At 58.5% G+C, this 22,996-nt stretch carries 18 protein-coding genes; 6 read left to right on the top strand and 12 right to left on the bottom strand.

The features are described from left to right. The first annotated feature begins 30 nt into the window (after positions 1-30). From SBL51_RS04955 to SBL51_RS04940, 4 genes are all read left to right on the top strand, one after another. On the top strand, positions 31-978 hold the full coding sequence (locus tag SBL51_RS04955) for an SDR family NAD(P)-dependent oxidoreductase (protein ID WP_317929616.1): 948 nt from the start codon (positions 31-33) through the stop codon (positions 976-978). Positions 979-1,122: 144 nt separating this feature from the next. Then, positions 1,123-3,294: a TonB-dependent receptor gene (locus SBL51_RS04950; RefSeq protein ID WP_317929615.1), complete on the top strand. Its 2,172-nt coding sequence runs from the start codon at positions 1,123-1,125 to the stop codon at positions 3,292-3,294. A 75-nt stretch (positions 3,295-3,369) separates the two neighbouring features. Beyond that, the gene (locus SBL51_RS04945) at positions 3,370-5,040 is read left to right on the top strand and encodes an FAD-dependent oxidoreductase (protein ID WP_317929614.1); all 1,671 of its coding nucleotides are present in this window, start codon (positions 3,370-3,372) and stop codon (positions 5,038-5,040) included. Between the two features lie 295 nt (positions 5,041-5,335). Then, positions 5,336-7,741, top strand: coding sequence for a TonB-dependent receptor (locus SBL51_RS04940; RefSeq protein WP_317929613.1), 2,406 nt, complete (start codon positions 5,336-5,338; stop codon positions 7,739-7,741). 77 nt (positions 7,742-7,818) lie between these two features. Here the strand turns inward: SBL51_RS04940 and cofD are convergent, their stop codons facing one another. The 12 genes from cofD to SBL51_RS04880 all read right to left on the bottom strand — a co-directional run bounded on the left by cofD (position 7,819) and on the right by SBL51_RS04880 (position 21,564). Continuing rightward, complete coding sequence (gene cofD, locus SBL51_RS04935) at positions 7,819-8,763, bottom strand: 2-phospho-L-lactate transferase (RefSeq protein WP_317929612.1); 945 nt, start codon at positions 8,761-8,763, stop codon at positions 7,819-7,821. Continuing rightward, positions 8,760-9,518: a coenzyme F420-0:L-glutamate ligase gene (gene cofE, locus SBL51_RS04930; protein ID WP_317929610.1), complete on the bottom strand. Its 759-nt coding sequence runs from the start codon at positions 9,516-9,518 to the stop codon at positions 8,760-8,762. The genes cofD and cofE overlap by 4 nt, the downstream gene beginning before the upstream one ends. Next, positions 9,515-11,935 carry a 5-amino-6-(D-ribitylamino)uracil--L-tyrosine 4-hydroxyphenyl transferase CofH gene (gene cofH / locus SBL51_RS04925; RefSeq protein WP_317929608.1) on the bottom strand — a complete coding sequence of 807 codons (2,421 nt, stop codon included), beginning with the start codon at positions 11,933-11,935 and terminating at the stop codon, positions 9,515-9,517. Before cofH ends, cofE begins: the two co-directional genes overlap by 4 nt. Then, positions 11,935-12,561 (bottom strand): 2-phospho-L-lactate guanylyltransferase, encoded by a 627-nt coding sequence (cofC, locus tag SBL51_RS04920; RefSeq protein ID WP_317929607.1) that lies wholly within the window; start codon positions 12,559-12,561, stop codon positions 11,935-11,937. Before cofC ends, cofH begins: the two co-directional genes overlap by 1 nt. Then, positions 12,554-13,567, bottom strand: a complete 1,014-nt coding sequence (gene fgd / locus SBL51_RS04915; protein WP_317929606.1) for a glucose-6-phosphate dehydrogenase (coenzyme-F420) — start codon at positions 13,565-13,567, stop codon at positions 12,554-12,556. The genes cofC and fgd overlap by 8 nt, the downstream gene beginning before the upstream one ends. Before the next feature lie 11 nt (positions 13,568-13,578). Continuing rightward, the gene (locus SBL51_RS04910) at positions 13,579-14,487 is read right to left on the bottom strand and encodes an LLM class F420-dependent oxidoreductase (RefSeq protein ID WP_317929605.1); all 909 of its coding nucleotides are present in this window, start codon (positions 14,485-14,487) and stop codon (positions 13,579-13,581) included. Positions 14,488-14,517: 30 nt separating this feature from the next. Continuing rightward, complete coding sequence (locus SBL51_RS04905; protein ID WP_317929604.1) at positions 14,518-15,369, bottom strand: SDR family oxidoreductase; 852 nt, start codon at positions 15,367-15,369, stop codon at positions 14,518-14,520. 69 nt (positions 15,370-15,438) lie between these two features. After that, entirely contained in the window at positions 15,439-16,563 is a 1,125-nt protein-coding gene (locus tag SBL51_RS04900; protein ID WP_317929602.1) for a sulfotransferase, read from the bottom strand. 203 nt (positions 16,564-16,766) lie between these two features. Further along, entirely contained in the window at positions 16,767-18,233 is a 1,467-nt protein-coding gene (locus SBL51_RS04895; RefSeq protein WP_317929601.1) for an aldehyde dehydrogenase family protein, read from the bottom strand. A 74-nt stretch (positions 18,234-18,307) separates the two neighbouring features. Continuing rightward, the gene (locus tag SBL51_RS04890) at positions 18,308-19,966 is read right to left on the bottom strand and encodes an FAD-dependent oxidoreductase (protein WP_317929600.1); all 1,659 of its coding nucleotides are present in this window, start codon (positions 19,964-19,966) and stop codon (positions 18,308-18,310) included. A gap of 18 nt (positions 19,967-19,984) precedes the next feature. After that, positions 19,985-20,722 carry an SDR family oxidoreductase gene (locus SBL51_RS04885; protein WP_317929598.1) on the bottom strand — a complete coding sequence of 246 codons (738 nt, stop codon included), beginning with the start codon at positions 20,720-20,722 and terminating at the stop codon, positions 19,985-19,987. 77 nt (positions 20,723-20,799) lie between these two features. Beyond that, complete coding sequence (locus SBL51_RS04880; RefSeq protein ID WP_317929596.1) at positions 20,800-21,564, bottom strand: hypothetical protein; 765 nt, start codon at positions 21,562-21,564, stop codon at positions 20,800-20,802. A 308-nt stretch (positions 21,565-21,872) separates the two neighbouring features. Between SBL51_RS04880 and SBL51_RS04875 the strand changes: the two genes are divergently transcribed. Together SBL51_RS04875 and SBL51_RS04870 are read left to right on the top strand one after the other, a co-directional pair. Beyond that, positions 21,873-22,067 carry a ferredoxin gene (locus SBL51_RS04875; protein ID WP_317929595.1) on the top strand — a complete coding sequence of 65 codons (195 nt, stop codon included), beginning with the start codon at positions 21,873-21,875 and terminating at the stop codon, positions 22,065-22,067. 74 nt (positions 22,068-22,141) lie between these two features. After that, positions 22,142-22,957: a coniferyl-alcohol dehydrogenase gene (locus tag SBL51_RS04870; protein ID WP_317929594.1), complete on the top strand. Its 816-nt coding sequence runs from the start codon at positions 22,142-22,144 to the stop codon at positions 22,955-22,957. Positions 22,958-22,996 lie beyond the last annotated feature (39 nt).

Here is a 22,996-nt window from a genome sequence, read left to right as displayed (position 1 = left end):
AGATAATTTTAATAAGCAGAGGTTAAGCGCGTGTCTGAAATACGTTTTGATAATCAAGTGGTGGTGGTGACCGGCGCCGGCGGCGGTTTGGGGCGCGGTTATGCCTTGGAGATAGCCCGCCGCGGTGGCCAGGTGGTCGTCAATGATTTGGGCGGCGCGGTGGAAGGTGGTCGTGGTAGCTCGACCATGGCCGATCAGGTGGTTGCGGAAATTATTGCCGCCGGCGGCAAAGCGGTGGCCAGTTACGACTCGGTGGCCTCCGAGAGCGGTGCCCAAAATATTATTGCCACGGCACTAAACACCTTCGGCCGGGTAGATGCCCTGATCAATAACGCCGGCAATATGCGCATGGGCTTGTTGGTCGATTCGAAAGTGGAAGATCTGCAAGCGCTGCTGAATGTGCACCTGCTGGGCAGTTACCACACCAGCAAAGCGGCCTGGCAGGTGATGCAGCAACAGGGTTACGGCCGAATTGTCTTTACCGCCTCCAGTGCCGGTATTTTTGGCAATCCCACCCAGGGCTGTTACGGCGCTGCCAAGGCCGGGGTTTTCGGTTTAATGAATACCTTGGCCCACGAAGGCCGCGAGTTGGGCATCCTGTGTAATGCGGTAATGCCGGTGGCCTTCAGCCGGATGACCGACAAAGCCAGTGAAGCCATTGATGAAAAAGTATTGGCCAAGGCTGCGGAATTTTTAAAGCGCGCAGAGAACGCCATGCAGCCGGAGTTTGTCAGCGGCTTGGTGACTTATCTGGCGAGTAATCAATGCCAGGTAAGCCACAGTGTCTACTCCTCCTGTGCCGGTCGGGTGGCGCGGGTGTTTGTCGGTGTGGCCAGCGGCTGGCAGGGGTCGCGCTCAACACCGCCCAGCGCCGAGCAGATTGCCGATAACTTCGCACAAATTAACGACTTGAGTAGCGGCTACTCGACACCCTCAACCCCTACCGAAGAGTTGGGCACTGTGCTCGGTGCCAGTTGAAATTTATTACCTGCTTTTTTCCGTTTTCTCAAAAGTAAGGAAGCGCCTGCTGATCTTTACTTAGCGGTAGGCGGGCGATGATTACCGAAGCCTCCGACATTTGAGGTTTTCACACTACATAACTATAAAAATTGAGGTTTTCAGATGTCACACAAACAATTCGTTGACCCTATTCAACGTCCACCGGTGGCGGCCGCCAGTGCCGCTTTAATGGCTGGTTTCGCTTTAGCGCAACTGCCCTCGGCCATGGCTGAGGAGGCATTTGTTATGGAGGAGATTGTGGTTACGGCGCAACGCCGCGAAGAGAGTTTGCAAGAGGTGCCGATTTCGGTGGTGGCCATGTCGCAAGCGGCATTGGATAACGCCGGTATCCGTTCCACTCGGGAGTTATCGGCGGTGGTACCCAGTATTCAGATGGCGGTCTCTGGGCCATCGGCGATTTTCTTTGTGCGCGGGGTCGGTAATACCAGCGCCGGTACCGGAGAAGAGGGCACCAACGCCTTTTATGTGGATGGTGTCTTTATGCCATCACTGAAACAGGTGGCGATGAAGTTCAACAATATTGAGCGCATCGAGGTGCTGAAAGGGCCCCAGGGTACTCTGTTTGGCCGTAACTCCAGTGGCGGTTTGGTGAACATCATTACCCGCGAACCGGGGCAGGAGTTCACCGGCAACGTTAAACTCGGCTACGACAACTACGACACCTCCCTGGCCCAAGCCTATTTGGCGGGACCACTTACCGATACCTTGGCGGCCGATATTGCACTGACCTCCAGCTCCCAGGAGAAAGGCTGGGGTGAGAATCTCGCCACCGGTGACGAAATCGGCAGAGGTTGGGATTGGGGTGCGCGCAGTAAATGGGTCTGGACGCCTAGCGATAAAGCCAAATTTACGCTCGCCGGTGAATATGCCAAATCGTCGGATACCTACTCCCTTGGGTTCCGCCTGGATCAGGACTCCATTGGCCTGCTCGGTACGCAACCACTGGACGACCCCTACGATATCAACACCACATCGCGGCCGTACATTAATCTGCAGAGTTACGGCGTAAATTTAACCGCTGACATTGACCTCGACTGGGCCACGTTAACCAGCATCACTGGCCATCGTCACGGCGAAAACGACAGCTATTTCGATACCGATTTAACGCCGTTGGATCTATTTAATATTCGGGTGGAAGATACCGAAGAGTCCTATCAGCAGGAGTTTCGTCTGGCCTCCAACAGTAGCGGTCGTTTGAACTGGCAGACCGGTATTTTCCTGCTGCGTTTAAACGCTGATCTGGATCCGCAATCGCACACCGGTTTGGCCTTGGGCGGTGCCGATTACGCCGTCTACTCCAAACTGGAAACCACCTCTTACGCACTGTTTGGTGAAGCCTCTTACGATATCACCGAAAAAACCATTCTCACCCTGGGCGGGCGCTACACGCGTGATAAGTTGGATTTTGAAGGACGCCAGGCACTCATCGCCAACGACTTTACCCTGGCCACCGCAGATGAATCGGTGAAAGAGAATGAGCCCACTTATCGGTTGTCGCTGCGCCAGATTATTAACGACAACGTGAATGTCTACGCCTCTTACAATCGTGGCTATAAGGCGGGTACCTTTTCCATGTCGGCCATAACCCAGGCGCCGGTAAAACCACAAACCATCGATGCCTTCGAAGTGGGTGTGAAGTCGGAGCTGTTTGAACGGCGACTGCGTTTTAACGCCTCTCTGTTCCATTATGAGATCAGTGATTATCAAGTCCGTTCGGCGGCCGGTGATAACCCGGTGCCGACTTTGCTCAACGCAGCCGCGGTGGATTTGGATGGCCTGGAGGTGGAATTTGAAGCGGTGCCCACCAATAACCTGCGGTTGTTTGGTGCGCTCTCCTGGTTGGATTCGGAATTTACCGATTTCCCCTATGCCCCCATCACCTCGTTAAACCCGAACTTCCCTTTCGGTGCCAGCGAAACCTTGGCTGATGCCTCGGGCAATAAAACACCACTGGCCCCGGAATTTGCCGGTAACCTGGGGGTGAATTATTCCCTGCCGTTGAGAGACAGCTCCGTCATCGATCTGACAGTGGTCTACAGCTACAACGATGGTTATTTCTTTGAGCCGGATAATCGCCTGGAGCAGCCATCCTTTGAGCTGTTGAACTCCTCCATCACCTATCGGGCGGCTGAGCAGTGGCGGGTGGAGTTGTGGGGGCGCAACCTGTTGGATGAGGAGTATTACACACAGAAACTGACCGTTGGCCCATTTGCCGATAACGCCATTCCAGCGGCGCCACGCAGTTATGGTGTTACCATTGCGTTCGATTTTTAATTAAACTTTCCAATCGGAGCGACACGGCACCACGTCAGTGGTGCCGAATTATTTCGGGCTTTGGATAAAAATAATATGAACAATTTTGATGAGGTTTTCGACTTTGTAGTGGTGGGCAGTGGCGCTGGCGGCATGAGCGCGGCACTGTTTGCCGCCACTCGCAATAGCCAAGTGGTTATGTTGGAAAAGTCGGATTTGATTGGTGGGTCAACCGCCCGCTCTGGCGGTGTGATGTGGATTCCCAATAACCGCTTCCTGAAACGTGATGGCATCGAAGAGAGCTACGATAAAGCCAAAACCTACCTCGATAATCTCACGGCTGCAAACTACGACACCCCGGGTTCCACTGAAATCCGCAAACAGACCTACCTCCAGGAGGCGCCCCAGATGCTCGATTTTCTGGTCGAGCAGGGCATTAAGATTGACCGCTATAAATATTGGCCGGACTACTACGATGAGCGCCCCGGCGGGCTTGAGTGTGGCCGCAGTGTCGGTGCGGAACTGTTTAATATTAATGAGCTGGGTGAGTGGAAAGCGAAGATGCGCCCCGGTTTTCTCGATCTGCCGGCCAGAGTGGATGAGGCGTTACTGCTACCTAACTTTAAACGCTGCTGGCTGTCGTTCAGCTTGCTGTTAAAGGTAATGGCGCGGGCCATTGGTGCAAAGTTAACGGGCAAGGAGTATGTCGGTGCGGGCGCGGCGCTGCAGGCGCGCATGCTGCAAGCCAACCTTAAGGCGGGGGTCGATGTTCGCACCGAGAGCCCGGTAACCGAGTTGATTATTGAAGAGCAGAAAGTGGTTGGTGTGGTCACCACCAAAGATGGCCAACCCTGGCGTATCGCTGGCAAAAAAGGGGTGCTGATTAATGCCGGCGGTTTTGCGCACAATCAGGCCATGCGTGACCAATATCTGCCAGGCACCCAGGAGTTATGGACCAGTGCCGCCCCCACCGATACCGGTGAGATGTTGCAGGAGATGGTGCAAAAGGGGGCGGCTATCGCGCAGATGGATGAGATGGTCGGCAACCAGTGCACGCTACCTCCCGGCAGCCGTAACGGTGATATCCGTGTCTCCATACAGAGTTCAGTGGCCAAGCCACACGCAATTTTGGTGGACCAGTCGGGCCTGCGCTATATGAATGAGGGTGGCTCCTACATGGCCTTCTGCAAAGGCATGCTGGAGCGCAATAAAAGCGTGCCGGCGGTACCGAGCTGGATGATTTTCGATAGCCAATACATGAAAAAATATATGTTGGCCGGCACCATGCCCGGCTCGAAAAAACCCCAGCAGTGGTACGACAGTGGCTATTTGCAAAAGGCGGAAAGCCTTGAGCAGTTGGCGCAACTACTGGAGGTGGATGCCACTAACCTGCAGTTGACGGTTGAACGTTTTAACGGCTTTGTACACAACAACGACGATAAAGACTTCCAGCGCGGTCAGCGCGCCTATGACCGCTGGTTGGGTGATTTTCTGCACAAGCCCAACGGTACCCTGGGCACCATTGAAAAAGGGCCATTCTACGCCATCCCGGTGGTGCCGGGGGATGTGAGTACCTACGGTGGCGTGGTAACCGATGAGCACGCGCGGGTGTTGCGTGGCGATGGCTCAGTCATTGAAGGGCTGTACGCCTCCGGGGTATCGACCGCTTCGGTAATGGGGCGTGTCTACCCCGGTGCTGGTGCCAGTATCGGCCCGGCCTACACCTTCGGCTACCTGGCGGCAAAACATGCCCTTACCGGTGCTTAAACTTTCCTCTAGCGGCGTTTGAGCAATCTCGCCATTGGCTTGCCGCCGCTTTCTTCATAAAGTCCTCCTGCCTAATCGCCTCGCTTCAATTTCGGAGCGGGTCGCTCGTTACCGGCGTTGTTTAGTCAACCGACTTTCTTCCGCCGGTACGAGCTTGCCACTGGTCGTTACTGCTCGGTAACGGCCAGTTTTTTCATAATAAAAACGATAAAAAACGACAGAAACGCCACTCTGAAAAAGCACGCAAAGTTCCGATAACAATAATTTTCTGTGTTGCCATTGAGAGTCCCAACCTATGACCAGCTATGTAAAATCGGCCGTCGCGGTTTTAGCCGCTGCTGCCAGCGTCACCACTCTGCCCGTACACGCACAGGGCAATGAATTAGAAGAGATTGTGGTTACCGCCCGTAAGCGGGCCGAATCGATAATGAAAGTTCCGGTCGTGGCTACCGTTCTCAGCCAGGAGCAAATATCCCGTTTTGCCACTAACGACATTCAAGCCATCTCCGACCGTGTTCCGGGCCTGGTAACCGGTTCAGCCACCTTGAGCTTTGGTTCGCAGTTGTCGCTGCGTGGCGTGGGCACCAGTACCCTCAATGCCACTATTGATCAGTCGGTATCACTCAACATCGACGGTATGCAGATGACCCAGGGGCTGGCCTACAAGGCCGGTCTATTCGACATGGCGCAGGTGGAGGTGTTTAAAGGGCCCCAGGCACTCTTCTACGGTAAGGCCAGCCCCGGCGGTGTTATCGCCATTACCACCGCCGGCCCCAGCGATGAGTTCGAGTTGTTGTTGCGCCAGGGGCGGGAGTTTGAAGCCGAGCAGGACGTCACCGATTTTATTGTCTCCGGGCCAATTACCGATACCTTCGGCGTGCGCCTGGCCACCACCTATAGTGAGCGTCAGGGCTACTTCCGCAATGAGGCAGAGGCCTTTGCCGGTTTTGATACCGGGGCTCAGAACCCTCAAGAGCGGGATTTCGCTCCCCAACGGGAGTGGTTGGTGCGCGGTACTGCCAAATGGCAGCCCAGTGCAGTGCTCTCCGCCCAGTTAAAGGTGAACATCGCCGAGGCCCATACCGAGGGCGACGCCGGCGCGCTGCAGTTGGCCTCCTGCCCGGATGGCTTGGCGGCACCGCAGCCTTTGCCGATTCCGTTTATCGGCGGTGGTGACGACTGCCGGATCGATGACACCGTGCACATTGTCGATGTCAGCCCTAACGCCTTTATCGGTGTGCGCAACAATGGCGTGCAGTTTTTTGATCAGCAGCAGAACTTCGGCACCCTGGAGTTGAATTACGATTTGCACGAGGCGCTGACGCTCACCTCGGTATCGGGTTACTACGATCTGCAGCAGGAGTCGATGATCAACGGCACTGCTACCACGTCGGCGGCACCGGCGCTGGTGGCCGACCCAGACTTCGACCGCACCGATTTCACTCAGGAGATTCGTCTCACCTCCGACTACAGCAGCGCGCCGCTCAACTATCTGTTGGGGGCTTTCTACCACGACGGCGAGATGTTCTATCGCAACAACGTTATCGGTAACACCTTTTACGGCCTGCCGCCGGCGCTTAACCGGGGGGAGCAGACCATCGATATTGAATCCATCTCACTCTTTGGTCAGCTGATTTGGGCGGTCTCGCCCAGCGTCGAGGTGGCGATTGGTGCCCGCTGGACCGACGAGGAGCGCAGCATTGATATCCTCAACACCATCACCGGCACGCCGACGCCGGTGGCGGTCGCCCGGCCGAAGCTCTCTTCGGATAACGTATCGCCGGAGTTGAGTGTCAGCTATTTTGCCAGCGACGATCTGACCCTGTTTGGCTCGGTGAAACAGGCCTATAAGTCGGGCTCGTTCGATACGGTGACCATCCCCACTGCCGGTGAAGATCCCTCTTTTGACGATGAAAAGGTCACCGGCTACGAGTTGGGTCTGAAGTCGCAGCTGCTGGAGCGTCATTTAAGCCTCAATCTGGCCGCCTACTACAACCAGTACCAAGATATGCAGGTGGGGGCCAATGAGAACCGCAACGGCGAGATTGTTATTCGTACCCTTAATGCCGCTTCGGCCGATATCTACGGGATCGATTTCGACTTCAACTATCTGCCGGCGGCGCTGGCTGGGGTGAGCGTTTACGGGGGCTTCAACTACAACCAGGCGGAGTACGATAAGTTTGATAACGCCAACTGCTGGGGTGGCCAGATGATCTCCGAAGGGTGTAACCGGGGCTTCGATGCCAATACCGGCCTCTACACCGCCCAGGATCTCTCCGGTGGCGATCTGGTGCGGGCGCCGGACCTGACCGCCAACCTCGGTGTCGATTACGAGCTGGCATTTAACAACGGTTTGTCCCTGACGCTGGGCGTGAATGGCTCCTACTCGGACGACTACTACACCAACCTGCTGCTGCGCGATGACATGATTCAGGATGCTTACACCAAGCTTAATGTCAGTGCCATTCTGGCTGGCCGAGACAACAGCTGGGAGGTGGCGTTGATTGGCAAAAACGTCACCGACGAGCTGGTCAGCGGTAACTGCGTTAACGCCAACCTGGCCAATGCGGCGGTGTTCAGCGGCGTGATTACCGGCGGTGACAGCCGTGGTCCGGCGGGGATAGATGAGTTGGGCTGTAATGTTGAACCGGGGCGGGAGGTGATTCTGCGCTTAAACGTCCGCCTGGATAGCTTCCTCTAATTTTCACATCACCACTGCCACACCCTGTGGGTGAGTGAGAGCCGCCTGCTAAGTCAGCCGGCTCTTGCACAGTCAACTCAGCACTGTTGCAGCCGCTCAATTTCGGCCAGGCACTGCCGGGCCAGCGCTTTTCTATCGTCAACGGTTTTCATGACGGTGGCGGTCGCCAGGCAGCGCCGGTCGCCGGCCACCAGCTCGGCATCGGCGTTATCCACCAGAGTGAGGTCGACAAAGTCGTGGTAGAGCTCGGCGATGGTGTTGGCCTTGGGCTCGACACCCAGCTCGGCCATGATTTTTGCAGCCGGACCCTTCAAAGCCATTCCGGCCACGATGGGGGAGACGGCAACTACCGGTACCGTTAACGTCTGCAGCCGCTCTTTAAGCTCGGCCACGGCCAGCATCGGCATAATACTGAGGTAGGGGTTGGAGGGGCAGAGGATCACGCCGGCAAGGCCGGGGTGGGTTAGCGCCTCGCGAACACCCGGTGCCAGCTGGGCCTGTTGGGCACCTTTAAACTGCAGGCTCTGCAGGGTGGGCTCTGCCCGGCGACCAACAAAGTAGCGCTGAAACTCCAGCCACCCCTCGTCGGTTTCGACCAGGGTGCGCAGGGGGTCGTTGCTGACCGGCAACACCCGCTGGTGTATACCCAGACGCTTGGCCAGGCTTTGCGCGACGGTGCTGGCATCTAACCCCTGGTCGAGCAGATGGCGGCGCGCCAGGTGCAGGGCGATATCTTTGTCGCCCAGTAAAAACCAACTGGGGCCGGCCAGCTGTTTAAGCTCGTCCAGTACCTGCCAGCTCTCATCGGCCCGGCCCCAACCCTGATCAGGGTTGGCGATACCGGCCAGGGTGTAGAGGACGGTGTCGAGGTCGGGCCAGATAGGCAGCCCCAGGTGCTCGAAGTCATCGCCCACATTCACGGCGATGGTGAGCTGCTCCGGGGCCAATACTTGGGCGAGACCATGGGCCAGTTTGGCGCCGCCGACACCGCCGGAGAGTGCCAGATAGTGTTTGTCGCTCATCGGAACAGATCCTGTGCCACTGGCCGAATCAGATCGGTGGCCCGGCCATCTGCCGCCAGGTAGCGTGGATCGAGGCCACGGATCAAAACGATGGGCGTGCCCTCGTCGGCTTCACCGCCCACCAGGGTGGCGGTGGCGCAGAGCTGGTCGGCCACCGCTTGTTGCGTGACCACCATCTCCCGGCCTTCGCGGTCGCAGGCGCCGCGCAGGTCAAACAGGGCCGAGAGACCAGCGGCGCCAATGCAGGTGCCACACACGCCCATGCGCCAGGGGCGGCCAAAGCTGTCGGCGATCATGACCGCACAGTCTATGTCGGTGCGCCGCTGCAGCTGCTCGCGCAGCTGAGTCGCGGAGTGGTCGGGTTCTTTTGGCAGCAGCAGTGCCTGGCCGCTGCCGGGCACGTTGGATTGATCGATTCCGGCGTTGGCCAGCACAAAGCCCAACCGGTGGCGGACGATCAGCACACCCGGTACGGCGCGCACCACCTCACTCGCCTCCGACAAAATCAGCGCCACCAGGCGGGCGTCTTTCTGGCAGATTTCGGCGTACTCCAGGGCCTGGGGAGTGGGGGTGATCTCGGCCAGGGCGACGCTGCGACCCTCGGCCTTGGAGACGATCTTCTGCGCCAGCACCAGCACGTCGCCCGCCTGCAGTGACAAGCCGCTGGCCGCTAAGCCCTGCAGACAGTGGCCGGCCAGGTCGTCGCCGCTAACGACCTCGGGAATTCCCTGCAAGGGGTGAAAACTCAAACTCAAAGGGGTAACTCCGATTCCGGTTGAGCAGCTGCGGCGTGGGGGCGCTGTCTGCGCAAGGGGGTGTGGCTGGTGGCGATGAGCTCCGCCGCCTGCAGCGCCCGTTGCTGGTCTGCCTCTGCCACCGTTTGGTAGAGGGTGTTGCGCTGCCTGGGGCTGCGGCCCAGGGCGTCGATCAGCTCGATCATGGCGGCGGGGGGGAGCTCCTGGCCGTAACTGGCGCCGGCGGCGCGGCTGATCGACTCGTTCATCAGCGTGCCGCCCAGGTCGTTGACGCCGAGCTGCAAACAGCGCTGGGCCCACTGTGGGCCAAGTTTCACCCAGGAGACCTGGATATTGGTGATGAGAGGGTGCAATACCAGGCGGGCGATGGCGTGCATTAATAGGGTTTCGCGCAGGGTGGGGCCGCGGCGGGCTCTGCCGCGCAGGTACATGGGCGCCTCCATGTGCACAAAGGGTAGGGGGACAAACTCGGTAAAGCCGCCGGTTTCGGCCTGCAGGGTGCGAATTTTCTGCAGATGCCTGGCCCAGTGCTGGTAGCCGTCGATATGGCCAAACATGATGGTGGCGGTGGTGCAGAGCCCCAGTTGGTGCGCCTGGCGGACGATCGCCAGCCACTCGTCGGTGGGCATCTTATCCGGCGCCAGCAGGCTGCGGACCTGGTCGTCGAGAATCTCGGCCGCGGTGCCGGGCAGGGAGCCGAGGCCCGCCGCTTTCAGTTCGCGCAGATAGTCGCCCACGCTTAAGCCCAGGGTTTGCGCGCCGTGGGCCACCTCTAGCGGCGAGAACGCGTGCACGTGGATCTCGGGCACCGCCGCCTTGGCGGCGCGACAGATCTCCAGGTAGGTGTTGCCGTCGAAGTCGGGGTGGATGCCGCCCTGCATGCAGACTTCGGTGGCGCCCCGGTCCCAGGCTTCGCGCACCCGGCGGGCAATTTCATCCAACTCCACCCGGTAGGGTTCGCCGCGCAGGTTTTCGTGGGCGCGCCCCTTGGAGAAGGCACAGAAGCGGCACTGGTACTGGCAGATATTGGTGTAGTTGATGTTGCGCACCACGGCGAAGCTGACGCTAGCGCCCACGCTCTGTTGGCGCAGGTTATCGGCGGCCTGGCAGATACGGGTGAAATCCTCGCCGCGGGCAGTGAACAGCTCGGCGATTTCGGCCTCACTGAGTGCCTCGCCCTGTTGCAGGCGTGCCAGCAGCTGGGGGATGGCCGTGCCGCCCGGTGCCCGGCCCGAGATATCGGCTAGGTCATCGCTATTGGCGCTCTGCTCGCTGCCCGGTGACCACTGGCCGACCCGGGCCCAGCCGCCGCCGTCGGACAGGCGCAGTACCGCCGGTTGCACCGATTCGGCCAGCCAGGTGGTGGGATTCTGGACAAAGCGGGGGTAGGCGGTGAGCCGCTCCACCAGTACCGCACCGGCGCGTTCGGTCTCCTCTGCCAGGTGGGCTAAGTGGGGCCAGGGGGCTTCGGGGTTGACGTGGTCGGGGGTGACCGGTGAAACGCCACCCCAGTCGTTAATGCCGGCGGCAATCAGTTCGGTAAGATCGCCCTGGTAGAGGTTGGGTGGTGCCTGGATGCTCACCTCTGGCGGCAGAATCAAGCGCGCGCAGGCGATGGTCCAGCAGAGATCGTCCATGCCGGGCTCGGCGGCTGCGGCCATTTTGGTGCCCGGTTTGGCGCGGAAGTTTTGTACGATCACCTCCTGCAGGTGGCCATACTGTTCGGCCAATTCGCGCAGCTGCCAGAGCGATTCCAGCCGCTCCCGGCGGGTTTCGCCAATGCCGATCAATATGCCGCTGGTCATGGGTACCTTGGCTTCTCCGGCCAGGCGCAGGCTCTGTAAGCGACGCTCGGGCAGTTTATCGGGAGAGCCGTAGTGTGGCCCGCCTTTCTGGCAGAGCCGCTCTGATCCGGATTCCAACATGATACCCATGGAGGGGGCGACCGACTTTAGCTTTTGGAAATCCTCCGCACTCATCAACCCCGGGTTGAGATGGGGCAGCAGCCCGGTTTCGTCCAATACCAACTGGGCAACGTGGGCGAGATAGGCCAGAGTGTTTTCAAAGCCCATCTCCTCGAGCGCCTCGCGGGCCACCCGGTAGCGGGCCTCGGGCTGGTCGCCCAGGGTAAAGAGTGCCTCTTTGCAGCCCTGCGCCTGGCCTGCGCGGGCAATATCGAGCACTTCCTCGGGAGTGAGGTAGGCTCGGGCCAGCGCATTGGGTGTGTGGGCAAAGGTGCAGTAGTGGCAGACATCCCGGCAGAGCTGGGTGAGTGGAATGAATACCTTGCGTGAATAGCTCACCCGGTTGCCCCAGGTTTGGTTGCGAACGACTTGCGCTTGAGGGGCTAGAGCGCGCCAGTCGGTGATCTGTTCCAGGGCAAACGCCTCGGCACGGCTAAGACAAGAGCGGGACATTAAGCGACCTCAATATTGGCTTCGGCAGACCAGTTGTGGGGCAGGTTGGCCAGGTCCTGGGGGGTATCCAGGTCAAAGCTGAGCTTGGACGGGTGCATGGTGTAACACTCCAGATTGAGATGCTCGGCCTGCTGCAGATGCAGGTTCAGGCTGTTGGGGCCAAAGGCGGGTTCGATCAATCTGGGCGGGGAGCAGAGCAGGGCATTGGTGCCGCAGCGGTGGTGGTCGGGTACCAGTACCAGCGGTTCTGGCCGCTCCAGCAGCTGGCTGATGGCCTGTTCGTCGCAGAAGGGCAGGTCGGCGGCGATCAGCAGGGCCCGCTGGGCGCTGGCGGGCAGTTGCCGCAGGCCGTGGGCACAAGCCGCCGCGGTGCCGCGATCGGTGGACTCATGGCAGATGGTCGCCCCCAGGGCGATGGCCAATTCGGCCATGACCGGGCAGCGGGTGACCGCCACCAGCCGAGTGACGGCCGGGCAGCTGGCCAGGCTTTGCAGTACCCGACTGGCCAATCTCTGGTAGAGCGCCTGGCGTTCGCGCTCGGTGAGCGTGCCGGCCAGCCGGGTTTTGGCCTGGCTGACCGTTTTCAGTGGAACTATGGCCCAGGTTTCCAAGTGATCCTCACGCAAAGGCAGTACGCAGCTTAGGCACCACCTGCTCGCCAAACAGCTTCAGGAAGCGCGCCTGATCGGGCCCGGGGGCGTGGAATACCAGGTGGCTAAAGCCCATCTCCACATAGGGGCGCACACGCTCCACTACCTCGTCGGCATCGCTGCTGACAATCCAGCGGGAAGCGGCCCGTTCGATAGGCAGGGCATCGGCCAGTTTTTCCATCTCCAGAGGGTCTTCGACGTTCATTTTTTCTTCTGGTTTGAGCGCCAGCGCCCCCCAGAAACGGGTGTCTTGCAGGGCCTGGTCGCGATCGTTGTCAAAGGAGAGCTTTATTTCAATCATGCGATCGACATCTTCGGCGTTACGCCCGGATTTTTCCACCCCGGCGGCGACATTAGGCAACAGTTTGTCTTGATATAGATCCCACGCCTTGCCACTGGTACAGATAAACCCTTCGCCAATCTCACCGGCAAATTTGGCCATTACCGGGCCGGCACCGGCAATATAAATGGGTACTGGCGTCTCGGGCCGGTCGTAGATGGTGGCGCACTGGGTGCGGAAGTAGTCACCCTGGAAGTCCAGTCGCTCTTCGGCCCAGAGCTGCTTGATCAATTTGATGGCCTCTTTCAGGCGCAGGGTGCGCTCCCGTTGTTCGGGCCACTCCAAGCCGCTGGCGGGTACCTCGTTGAGTGATTCTCCGGTGCCAACCCCCAGGGCCAGGCGCCCGGGAAAGAGGCAGGCCATGGTAGCGAAGGATTGGGCTATGACCGACGGATGGTAACGGAAGCTTGGGGTGAGCACGCTGGTGCCCAATATCACTCGCTCGGTTTTGGCGCCGAGGGCACCCATCCAGGAGAGTGAGAAGGGGGCGTGGCCACCGGTGTGGCGCCAGGGTTGGAAGTGGTCACTGATCCAGACCGAGTCCAACCCAACCTGTTCGGCCATAACACCGTAGTTGAGCAGTTCAGTAGGGGCGAACTGCTCGGAGGAGGCCTTGTAACCAATTTTTAAATGTTGACTCATACTACTGGCTCCTAAATCTTGGCAAGAACATCTTCAGCGAAGCGGCGGGCATCGTCGCTCCATTCAGCTCGGGTGTCACCTTTCACGGCGTAGCAACAGCCGATCACGCCCAGCTCTTTTAACTCGCCCAGGCGGTCGATATAACCCTGACTGCTCAGGTTCTCACCGGGAATGCTCAGACTACCGGTCATAACGAAAGGCGGTGTTTCCCGGCCGATCTTTTCGCAGTGGTTGTGCAGGTACTCTATACCCTTGGCCAGCTCTTCCATACTGGCGATGGAGAAGGTGCGGGCGGTGGCGGAGAGGGTCGGGTGGGTGAAAAACGGGTACCAGCCATCGCCCAGTTCGGCGGCCCGGCGGATGGCGCGTGGCGCGTTGCCACCCACCAGCAGTGGGGGGTGTGGCCGCTGTACAGTGGTGGGGCGAATACGGCAGTTGCGGGCCGAGTAGCCGCTCCCCTCAAAGCTGAAGTCCTCGCCAGTGAAGGCCGCTTTCAGGGCCTGCAGGTATTCATCAAAGAGCTCGTTGCGGCGTTCGAAATCGACCCCCAGCGCGTAGTATTCCCCTTTCATGTAACCGGCACCCATACCGAGTACCACCCGGCCCCGAGAGAAGTGATCCAGCGTGGCCACCGAGCGTGCGGTGATAAACGGGTTGCGGTAGGGCAGCACCAGAATGCCGGTTTGCAGCTTCAGGGTTGTGGTGGCCGCAGCCACGAAGGAGAGCATAACAAACGGGTCCTGGGCGTAGTGGCCACCGTTGTCGAGCCACTTGCCGGAGGGGCAGGGGTGGTCGGTGACGTTGCCTCCGTCGTAGCCCAACTGCTCAACCAATTGGGCGATCTCGACCACCGCCTCCGGGGTGACGAACTCCTCTGGCGCGTGCAGGTGGTCGAAGGGCAGAATTGCGTTGACTTTCATAGTGATTAATCTCGTTGTCGATTCGCTGAATCAGATCTCTGGGGTAAGCGTCCATTTGCCCTTTTTGTTGCGCGCCCAGCCGGATGAGGCCCAGCTGCCACCGTCGACCCGCAGCACGGTGCCGGAGACATAACTGGCCATATTAGACGCCAGAAACAGTGCCGCATCGCCACACTCACTGGCTTCACCGGTGCGCCCGGCGGGAATACGCCGGCGCGAGGCATCCTCCTGTTCGGCCGGAGGGGTGTACCACTGGCTTGGGTCGACCGGGCCTTTGATGTTGCCGCGCAGACCCGGGGTAACCGTGTAGTCCGGCGCCAGGCAGTTCATTCGAATATTGTGCTCGGCCAGCTCCAGCGCCATGGTGCGGGTGAAGTTCTCCACGGCGGCCTTACTGGCGGCGTAGACGGCGGCATAGGGGGCGGCCCGCGAGGCTTCGATACTGGTGACGTTGATGATGGCACCACCGCATCCGCCGGCAATCATGATGGGTACCACCGCCTGGGTGGCGGCCAGCACGCTGACGAAGTTGATATCGATATGGCGGTGCCAGGAGCGCTCGGACTGGTCCATAAAGGGCTTCAGGCTGACGCCACCGGCGTTGTTGACCAGTATATCGATGCGGCCAAAGTGGGCGGCGCTCTTATCCACCATGGCGCGAATCTGGTCGCTGTTGGTGACGTCGGTGGGTACTGCCAGGGCTTCACCGCCACTGGCGCTAATGGCGCCGCACACCTCATCGCAGCGTACCGGTTCGATATCGGCGATCACCAGTTTGGCGCCAGCAGCGGCAAAGGCGAGGGCGATGGCCCGGCCAATACCGGCACCGCCACCGGTCACAATGGCTACTCGATCACTTAGGCTGAGAGAGCTATCAATCATTTGGATGTTCCTTTGCACAGGGTTCCGGCCGAACCGTGGGGCTGTCACGGCCAAGTGTTGCTTAGAGGCTTAGCGTTTGGTCCAAACGGCGGCCTTGCGGGTGTACTCGGCAAACAGGGGCCGCACCGCTTCTAAGTCGAGGCCATAAGTGGCTGGGTCTGGTTTGGCCAGCACCTCGCGGTTTTCGGCATTGTTTGCCCACCAGTTCCGCATGCCGGTTTCGAAGGCTTCGCTGACCGGCTCCCCCAGCCATTGGTAAAGGGCTTTCACCTCGCCGATGGGGTCCTGCTGCATGGTGCGGAAGTCGATATCGAAAAAGCGGTGGTCATTGCCGTTAGCGCGGAAGGCCATGGCCCGGCGAATGCCCTCAGACCAGGTCTCGATATTGAGCCGGGCCGGGTAGTGCAGGTCGATATCGTCACTCAGCTTGCTGTTGTAGTCGGCGTAGAGGTGCACCACCGACAGCATGACGTCGGTAGGGTCGCGGTGGGTCATCACAAACTTGGCATCGGGGAAGGCCGCATTCAGGTGCTCCATATAGAGCAGATGGGACGGTGCTTTTAACCGCCAGGGCATGGTCGGATAACCCCACTGCAGCAGTTTCAATACCCGCTTCTCATACTCATAGGTGGAGGTGAGGTCGGCGTTTTGCAGCCAGGCGGCGTAGCTGGGTATCTGGGCAAAGGCCAGATAGATCTGGCTTTTGAAATCCAGAGCCATCAGCTCCTGACACTCGGCCGGGCCGGTTACCGAGGAGGGTACATGGGCCTGGGCGCCTTTGGGACGGCTGTGTTCGATGCCCAGGCGCGGGTCGACACCTTTAACGGTGCTGGGCGGCGGGCAGGGTTGCGCTGACTCCCACGAGCGCAGCGAGCGGGCGTTGGGGTCTTCGGCCAGCAAAAAGGAGAGTGCCGTGGAGCCGGTTCTCGGTAAGCTGATGCCAATCAATGGCGCTTTGATTATCTCCTGGTCAATTTCCGGGTGACGCTTATACCAATCCTCCACCTGCAGGCGGGTTTTCAGGCTGCTGACGATGCGGCCGGTGAGCAGGTGCTCGCCGGTGGCATTTAACTTGGCCTCGTTCTGTAAGGCGCTGGCCAGGATCTGCAACCCCTCCATAAAGGATTGGTCACCAAAATCTGACAAGCCGGTTTCGTTCTGGGCGGTACTCAGCAATGCGCGGTAGGCATCCATATCCCGCTCCCTCCTATTTTTAGGTTGTTTTGGGGATTTGCTACTTGCATTGTGGCGAAGAGTGGCTGCCGCTGAAGGCGACAACTTTTTATTAATTTATAGTTATGTGCACACGACGGTGCGGGTACTTCGGGTGCCTGAAGGCAGGCAAACAGTAACAGCCCCACCATAACGGAGGGGCTGTTGCTGGGTGTTGCTAGGGTTTAGGAGACGCGAATACCAATGGCTTTGACTTCGAGGAACTCCTCGATACCTTCAACGCCCCACTCACGGCCCATACCACTCTGTTTGTAACCACCGAAGGGGAGGTCACCGGTGATGCTCATGCCGCCGTTAACGCTCAGCGCGCCGGCGCGGACCTGTTTGGCGACCGCCAGGGCGCGCTCGGTGGAACCGAACACCGCACCACCCAAACCGTAGATGCTGTCGTTGGCGATACGCACGGCATCGGCGTCGTCTTCGTAAGGAATTACCACCAGCACTGGGCCGAAGATCTCTTCCTGGGCGATACGCATGTCGTTGCTGACGTCGACAAAGCAGGTGGGCTCAATGAAGTAGCCTGTGCCCTTGTCGGGGCGGGCGTTCCCACCAGCCAGTAGGCGGGCGCCTTCCTGCTTACCAGTTTCGATGTAGCTGAGCACGCGGTCCATCTGCTTCTTGGAGATCACCGGGCCCATGATGCAGGTGGGTTCTTCGAAGTTGCCCCACTTGTCGGCGAAGCCGGCGTAGGCCATCTCCAACATTTTAACGGACTCTTCATAACGGCTTTTGGGCACCAGAAGGCGGGTAGGGTAGGCGCAACCTTGGCCGGCGTGGAAGACCACCATGGAGCTCATCACCACTCGCGCAAATTCGGGGGCGTCGTCGAGTACGATATAGGCAGATTTGCCACCCAGCTCGAGGAATACGCGCTTCAGGGATTCTGCGCCGTTTTTCATGATCAACTTGCCGACGGCGGTGGAACCGGTGAAGGAGATCAGATCCACGCGTGGATCTGTGGTGAGCATTTCACCGGCCATGGCCGGATCGGAAGAGGTGATCACATTGAATACACCGGCAGGCAGGCCGGCCTCAATGGCCAGTTCGCCCATGATGGAGCCCATCAATGGGGTATCGGGCGCAGGTTTCAGAATAACGGTACAACCGGCCAGCAGGGCGGCAACAACCTTACCGACGTTTACATACAAAGGTACGTTCCAGGGGGTGATGGCACCAACCACGCCCATGGCTTCGTGTTGAACGATACGTTTGGTGTCGAAACCCATCTCGTTTTTAACGCCGCGGTCGAGTTCCCACTTAACCTCTTTGTAACACACCAACAGATCTTTGGCGCCATTGAGGGCGCCATCGATTTGTGCGCGGGCGGCAGCGCCAATGGCGGCACCGGCTTCCAGACGGGAGATTTCTACCAGTTTTTCGCGATTGGCGAGCATTACTTCAACAAACTTGCAGACCTTGGCGTAGCGCTCATCGTGGCTGGTTGCCCAGTCGGTTTCGTCGAAGGTTTTACGGGCACAGGCGATTGCCTCTTCGACGTCGGCGGCGGTGGCATCTGCTGCTTTACCACAGGATTCCCCGGTCCAGGGATTGGTGTTATCAAAATACTTGTTGTCGCTGGCAGGGCGCATTTCACCATTGATATACAACAAGGCGTCGGAAAGATTGGACATTAGTTGTCTCCTACTTAGTAATCGCGCTGTCTGCACGCGAAGGCGGTTAATCTTGAATTCTGTTTTGTCACTGCTTAGTTGCCAGCAGCTGTGGTGAGTGCGTGTTTCGCGGCGATGTAACCCCAGGTGATTGATGGCCCGATACTGGCCCCGGCGCCCGGTGCTTTGCCACCCATGACCGACGCAGTGGTCACGCCCGTGGCGTAAAGGCCGTCGATGACGGAGCCATCTTCGCGTAACACGCGAGCGCGCACATCGGTTACCAGGCCGCCATAGGTGCTGACGTCGCCTGGGTAGATGGGTACGGCATAGAAGGGCGCTTGCTCAATGGCGCCCAAGGTGTGCGACCCTTGGGCCAGGTTGTCGCCCAGCCAGTTGTCGTAGATATGGTCGCCACGGCCGAAATCTTCATCTTTTCCCTGAGCCACAAAACCGTTGAAGCGCTCGACAGTGGCAGTGAGGGCGCTGGCATCGAGGCCACAGGCGGCGGCTAGTTCTGCCAGGGTTTGGCCCTGTTTCAAAAAGCCGGCCTCACTCCACTCTTTGGGTTTTTTCGTGCCGGGTGTGGTGCCGGCCAGCCAGTAGGTGGTGATGTATTGGCTGTCGAAAATCATCCAGCTGGGAATGGCGGCGGCACCTTTGGCGTGCTGCAGTTGGCCTTTAGAGAGCTGCATGTAGGAGGCCGCCTCCTTCATGTAGCGCTGGGCGGATTGGTCTACCAGTATGGCGTGGGGTTTGGCCAGGTCGCCCTGCATAAAGGTGGGGGTATTGGGTTTGTTGGGCAGCACGGTGACTGGGTAGCCGATGCGCTCTTCCATTTGCGCCACGGAGGCGCCGATGCGCATCCCCTCCATAATCATGTCGCCGGTGTCGCTCTCGATAACCCCGGACCACTCGGCTTTGGCACCGGTGACATACTGGTCGAGCATGCGCTGATTCTTGGCGAAACCGCCGGCATTTAACAACACGCCAAGTTTGGCGGTAAGGGTTTGCTTTGCTCCGGTTTGATCACACACCACGCCAACCACACGCCCTTGGTCTACCACCAACTGCTCGACTGGGGCGCCGGTACGAATCTCTACCCCGGCTTTGGTGGCGGCTAACAATAGTTGCCCCTGCAGTGCCTGGCCGGCGGTGGCGTAGTGCTTGCCGGTTAACCGGGTGCCCAGGGTGCGGCCAATAATCTTGAGCAGGGTTTTAAAGCTTTTCCAGGAGCGCTTCATGTTGGGCAGCTCCATGGCCTCTTCCAGGTAGGCGGGTAGGGGCAGGAAGCCCGGACGGGTTTTTGCCTGCCATTCGCCTAACTCTTTCAGGTTGAACAGTTCCGACACCACGGTGCGACCAGCTTCCGACTCGCCTTCTGCTGGGTAGTAGTCAGGCCAGGTGGGTACCCGGCGAAAGGTAAGTCCTTTGCCAATGAGGTACTCCAGCATTTGTGGTGCCTCTTCAACGTAGGCCTGGCGGCGCTCCTGGGTGGCACCGGGGCCGTCGTCATCGCTGTGGATGGCATTGAGGTAGGCCATGGCCTGTTCCGGGCTGTCGGCAATGCCGTCGGCTTTCATGTAGCGGTTATTGGGGATCCACATAACACCGCCAGAGACAGCCGTGGTGCCGCCCACCAGGTCGGTCTTTTCCAGAACCAGTACACTTTTGCCCGCGTCGCGCATCAGCAGTGCGGCGCACAGAGAACCGGCGCCACTGCCAACCACGATAAAATCGTAAGTTTCACTCATAGTGCGGTTTGCGCCTCGTTAAACGGGTCTGCGGGCGTGCAGATGCACACCGACGGTGTGTAGGTCTGCGGGCAGGTTGACCAGCGTTTGTATCAGCTGAGTGACAGAGTCGAACTGGGTGATGGGGCGCTCGCGCAGGTTGAAACCCCGCTCCATGGCGGCCTTGCCGAAGGCCATTTGGTCTTCGGGATTGGCTTCCCAAGTTTTACCCTCTTCATACATGGCACCGGCACGCACATAGGTGGCGCGGATACCGCTGCTTTCCAGCTCCAGATGCAAGCTTTTGGTCAGCCGTTCAACACCGGCTTTGGTCGCCTGGTATACCGACAGGTGCGGCAGTTCCACCTCAACGGATTCACTGGTGATATTGATGATGTGGGCGCCGCCACTCATAAGGGGAATGGCGGCACGGATGCAGAACATGGGGCCGGCGACATTGGTGTTGAGGGCGCTGAAGATCTGTTGGTCGGTGGCGTTTTGCAGTAGGAACGGCTCGAACACAGCGGCGTTATTGATCAGTACATCAACCTTGCCGTGGCGCTCAGCAATGGCGGCAAAGGCTTGGTTGACGCTTTCCGGGTCGCCGACATCGCACTGCAGGGCCATGGCGGCATCACCAATCTCGGCGGCGGCATTTTCAACTTTGGAGAAGGTTCGCCCCAGTAACACGACCTGGTCGCCACCGCCGGCAAACAGTTTGGCGATGGCTCGACCCAGGCCAACGCCTGCACCGGTGATGACAATTACCTTAGACATGGATTTGGTTCTCCCTTAGGGGCAGCTTGCAACAGAGCCAGTGGTTACTGGCAAGCGCTGTTAGTTCGGTTTTGATCTTATTTTTTTTCGTCGTAGGCGCTGAGGTCACCACCGTAGGCAATGCCACCGGGCCAGAACTTGTCGCCGCTGGACTTTTTGAAGTAGTGCACTGTGCGTGCGAATGAGCCGGACTGTGAGCGCGGTTCCATAGCGATACCGCTGGGGCTGACACCGCGGGCGCGGGCGCTGAAGTCCCGTAGGGTGAACATCAGGTTATCGGTCTGCTGGGCACACAGCACTAGCTGGTCGCCGGGGCAGTAGTGGCGCGGCTCTAGTTGAATGTCGCACAGCTCGCCGCGTTTCATGCCGACATGGCCGGGAACATTGATAACCTCGACACTGTGCACGTTTTCATACCAATCCTGGTATTCGTCATAACGGCCGGCAACATAGTTGCCCAAAATCAGGCTCATGCCAGACAAGGGTTGCTCTGCTTGATAGTTGGGGCTGTATTTCCAGTCGCCTAACAGCTTGTAGGTGTAAATTCGCTCTGCGGTGTCGGTGGCGATAAGCCCTTGGTCGCGGACATTGGCCAGCAGTGGTGCCAGCGCCGGGAGGTCGATCTCTGGGGTGTTGGTGTCGAAGTCGTAGACAGTCATGTAGCGCCATGGTTGGGGAATATCCGGCATGATCTGTTCGGGGGTAACTTCAAATCGCTCAGATTTGACGAACCCGCGCAGCTTGGCGAGCTCAGCCTGGTGAGCCCCATCAAACCAGTCGCCATAAGCCGCTTCACTGCCGCTGCTGACATTGTGCAAATGTAGGGTAGTGTAAAGTGCCATCTTGTTATTGTTCCTCCGTCTGAAGCAGGGCGGTGTGACTAGGTTAGCCCCTTTTATTGGCCGTTTTAACCAAATAATTGGCTGTCGCCCTAAGTCCGCATTTTTCTATTTTTACGCGTGGGTAGGGTATGGGGCAAACCTGCTAACCCCCAGTAATCATGCGGGTTAGAACGGTGTTCTCATAATGATACATGCCGTGGCCTGTTATTGCTATTGAACAGCATTGATGTATAATAAATCAAAATCTGCCCGGTTGACCAGCGTCCCGCAGATCTTAGTGCTACTCAATAATAAATCGGAGGAAAATAATGAAAATCCGAATTGATAAGGACCGCTGTGTTGGCAATGCCCGTTGTGCAGCAATCTCTGAAACGCTCTTTGAGCTGGACGACGACGGCTACATCGCAGTGACCGAAATCGATGTTCCTCCCGGCATGGAGGCTTTGGCCCGACGCGGTGCAAGAGCCTGTCCCGAAAAAATTATTGAAATAATAGAAGAATAAATCGCACGCCTGCGCTCTTCGAAGCAGGTATCTCAATTACAAATTACATTGCGTAAGCAAACAGAGGATAAAAGATGGACTTCCTAGGCTATAAGGGTAAGCGCGTTATTGTTAGTGGTTGTTTCTCCGGTATGGGTGAAGCCACTGCTCGAATCCTGGTAGAGCAGGGTGCAGAAGTGCACGGTCTGGATTTTAAAGAAACCGCTCTGGAGTTGGCTTCCTTTACTCAGGTGGATCTGCGTGATCCCGCTACCATCGATGCTGCTGTTGCCAAGATTGGTGGCAAGGTCGATGCGTTGTTTAACTGTGCGGGCCTGCCGCAAACAGCGCCAGCGCTGGACGTAATGCGTGTGAATTTTGCTGGTACCCGTTACGTTACCGAAGCGGTACTGCCGTTAATGGCCGAAGGCAGTTCTATCGTTAGTATCTCTTCCAATGGTGGAATGGGCTGGAGTCGTCGAGTGCCAGTGATCATGGAATTAATTCAGCAGAAAGGGTACGACGAAGCCATTCAATGGTGTGAAGCACACATGGATGAAGTGAAAGAGGGTTACGCCTTCTCAAAAGAAGTGATTATCGTCTGGACCATGCTCAATGCTGCGCATTTGATCAAAAAAGGCATCCGCATGAACTGCACCATGCCTGGGCCTACCGAAACCCCCATGATGAGTCACTTCAAGCAAGCTTCCGGCGAAAAAGTTATCGATGCCGCGATGCAGCCAATTGGTCGTCCCTCCACGCCGAAAGAGCAGGCTACCGCGCTGGTCTTTTTGAACAGTGACGCAGCCAGTTACATCAATGGTGTTGCTCTGCCCGTTGATGGTGGCTTTATCGGTGGTGTCGCCACCGGTCAGGTAGATCTGACGGCCATGATGGCAAACGCGAAGTAGTTATTTCGTAATAGCTTGCTTGTTAAATCATCGGAATAG

Source organism: Halioxenophilus sp. WMMB6, assembly GCF_033283405.1.
Classification (GTDB): domain Bacteria; phylum Pseudomonadota; class Gammaproteobacteria; order Pseudomonadales; family Cellvibrionaceae; genus Halioxenophilus.
Note: the sequence above shows the minus strand (reverse complement) of the source record. Positions and strands in the feature narration are given on the sequence as shown.

What these genes read in the sequence shown, in the direction of transcription:
- SBL51_RS04950 (WP_317929615.1), top strand. Translation starts at nt 1,123, where the DNA reads ATGTCACACAAACAATTCGTTGACCCTATTCAACGTCCACCGGTGGCG.
- SBL51_RS04945 (WP_317929614.1), top strand. Translation starts at nt 3,370, where the DNA reads ATGAACAATTTTGATGAGGTTTTCGACTTTGTAGTGGTGGGCAGTGGC.
- SBL51_RS04940 (WP_317929613.1), top strand. Translation starts at nt 5,336, where the DNA reads ATGACCAGCTATGTAAAATCGGCCGTCGCGGTTTTAGCCGCTGCTGCC.
- cofD (WP_317929612.1), bottom strand. Translation starts at nt 8,763, where the DNA reads ATGAGCGACAAACACTATCTGGCACTCTCCGGCGGTGTCGGCGGCGCC.
- cofH (WP_317929608.1), bottom strand. Translation starts at nt 11,935, where the DNA reads ATGTCCCGCTCTTGTCTTAGCCGTGCCGAGGCGTTTGCCCTGGAACAG.
- fgd (WP_317929606.1), bottom strand. Translation starts at nt 13,567, where the DNA reads ATGAGTCAACATTTAAAAATTGGTTACAAGGCCTCCTCCGAGCAGTTC.
- SBL51_RS04910 (WP_317929605.1), bottom strand. Translation starts at nt 14,487, where the DNA reads ATGAAAGTCAACGCAATTCTGCCCTTCGACCACCTGCACGCGCCAGAG.
- SBL51_RS04905 (WP_317929604.1), bottom strand. Translation starts at nt 15,369, where the DNA reads ATGATTGATAGCTCTCTCAGCCTAAGTGATCGAGTAGCCATTGTGACC.
- SBL51_RS04900 (WP_317929602.1), bottom strand. Translation starts at nt 16,563, where the DNA reads ATGGATGCCTACCGCGCATTGCTGAGTACCGCCCAGAACGAAACCGGC.
- SBL51_RS04895 (WP_317929601.1), bottom strand. Translation starts at nt 18,233, where the DNA reads ATGTCCAATCTTTCCGACGCCTTGTTGTATATCAATGGTGAAATGCGC.
- SBL51_RS04890 (WP_317929600.1), bottom strand. Translation starts at nt 19,966, where the DNA reads ATGAGTGAAACTTACGATTTTATCGTGGTTGGCAGTGGCGCCGGTTCT.
- SBL51_RS04885 (WP_317929598.1), bottom strand. Translation starts at nt 20,722, where the DNA reads ATGTCTAAGGTAATTGTCATCACCGGTGCAGGCGTTGGCCTGGGTCGA.
- SBL51_RS04880 (WP_317929596.1), bottom strand. Translation starts at nt 21,564, where the DNA reads ATGGCACTTTACACTACCCTACATTTGCACAATGTCAGCAGCGGCAGT.
- SBL51_RS04875 (WP_317929595.1), top strand. Translation starts at nt 21,873, where the DNA reads ATGAAAATCCGAATTGATAAGGACCGCTGTGTTGGCAATGCCCGTTGT.
- SBL51_RS04870 (WP_317929594.1), top strand. Translation starts at nt 22,142, where the DNA reads ATGGACTTCCTAGGCTATAAGGGTAAGCGCGTTATTGTTAGTGGTTGT.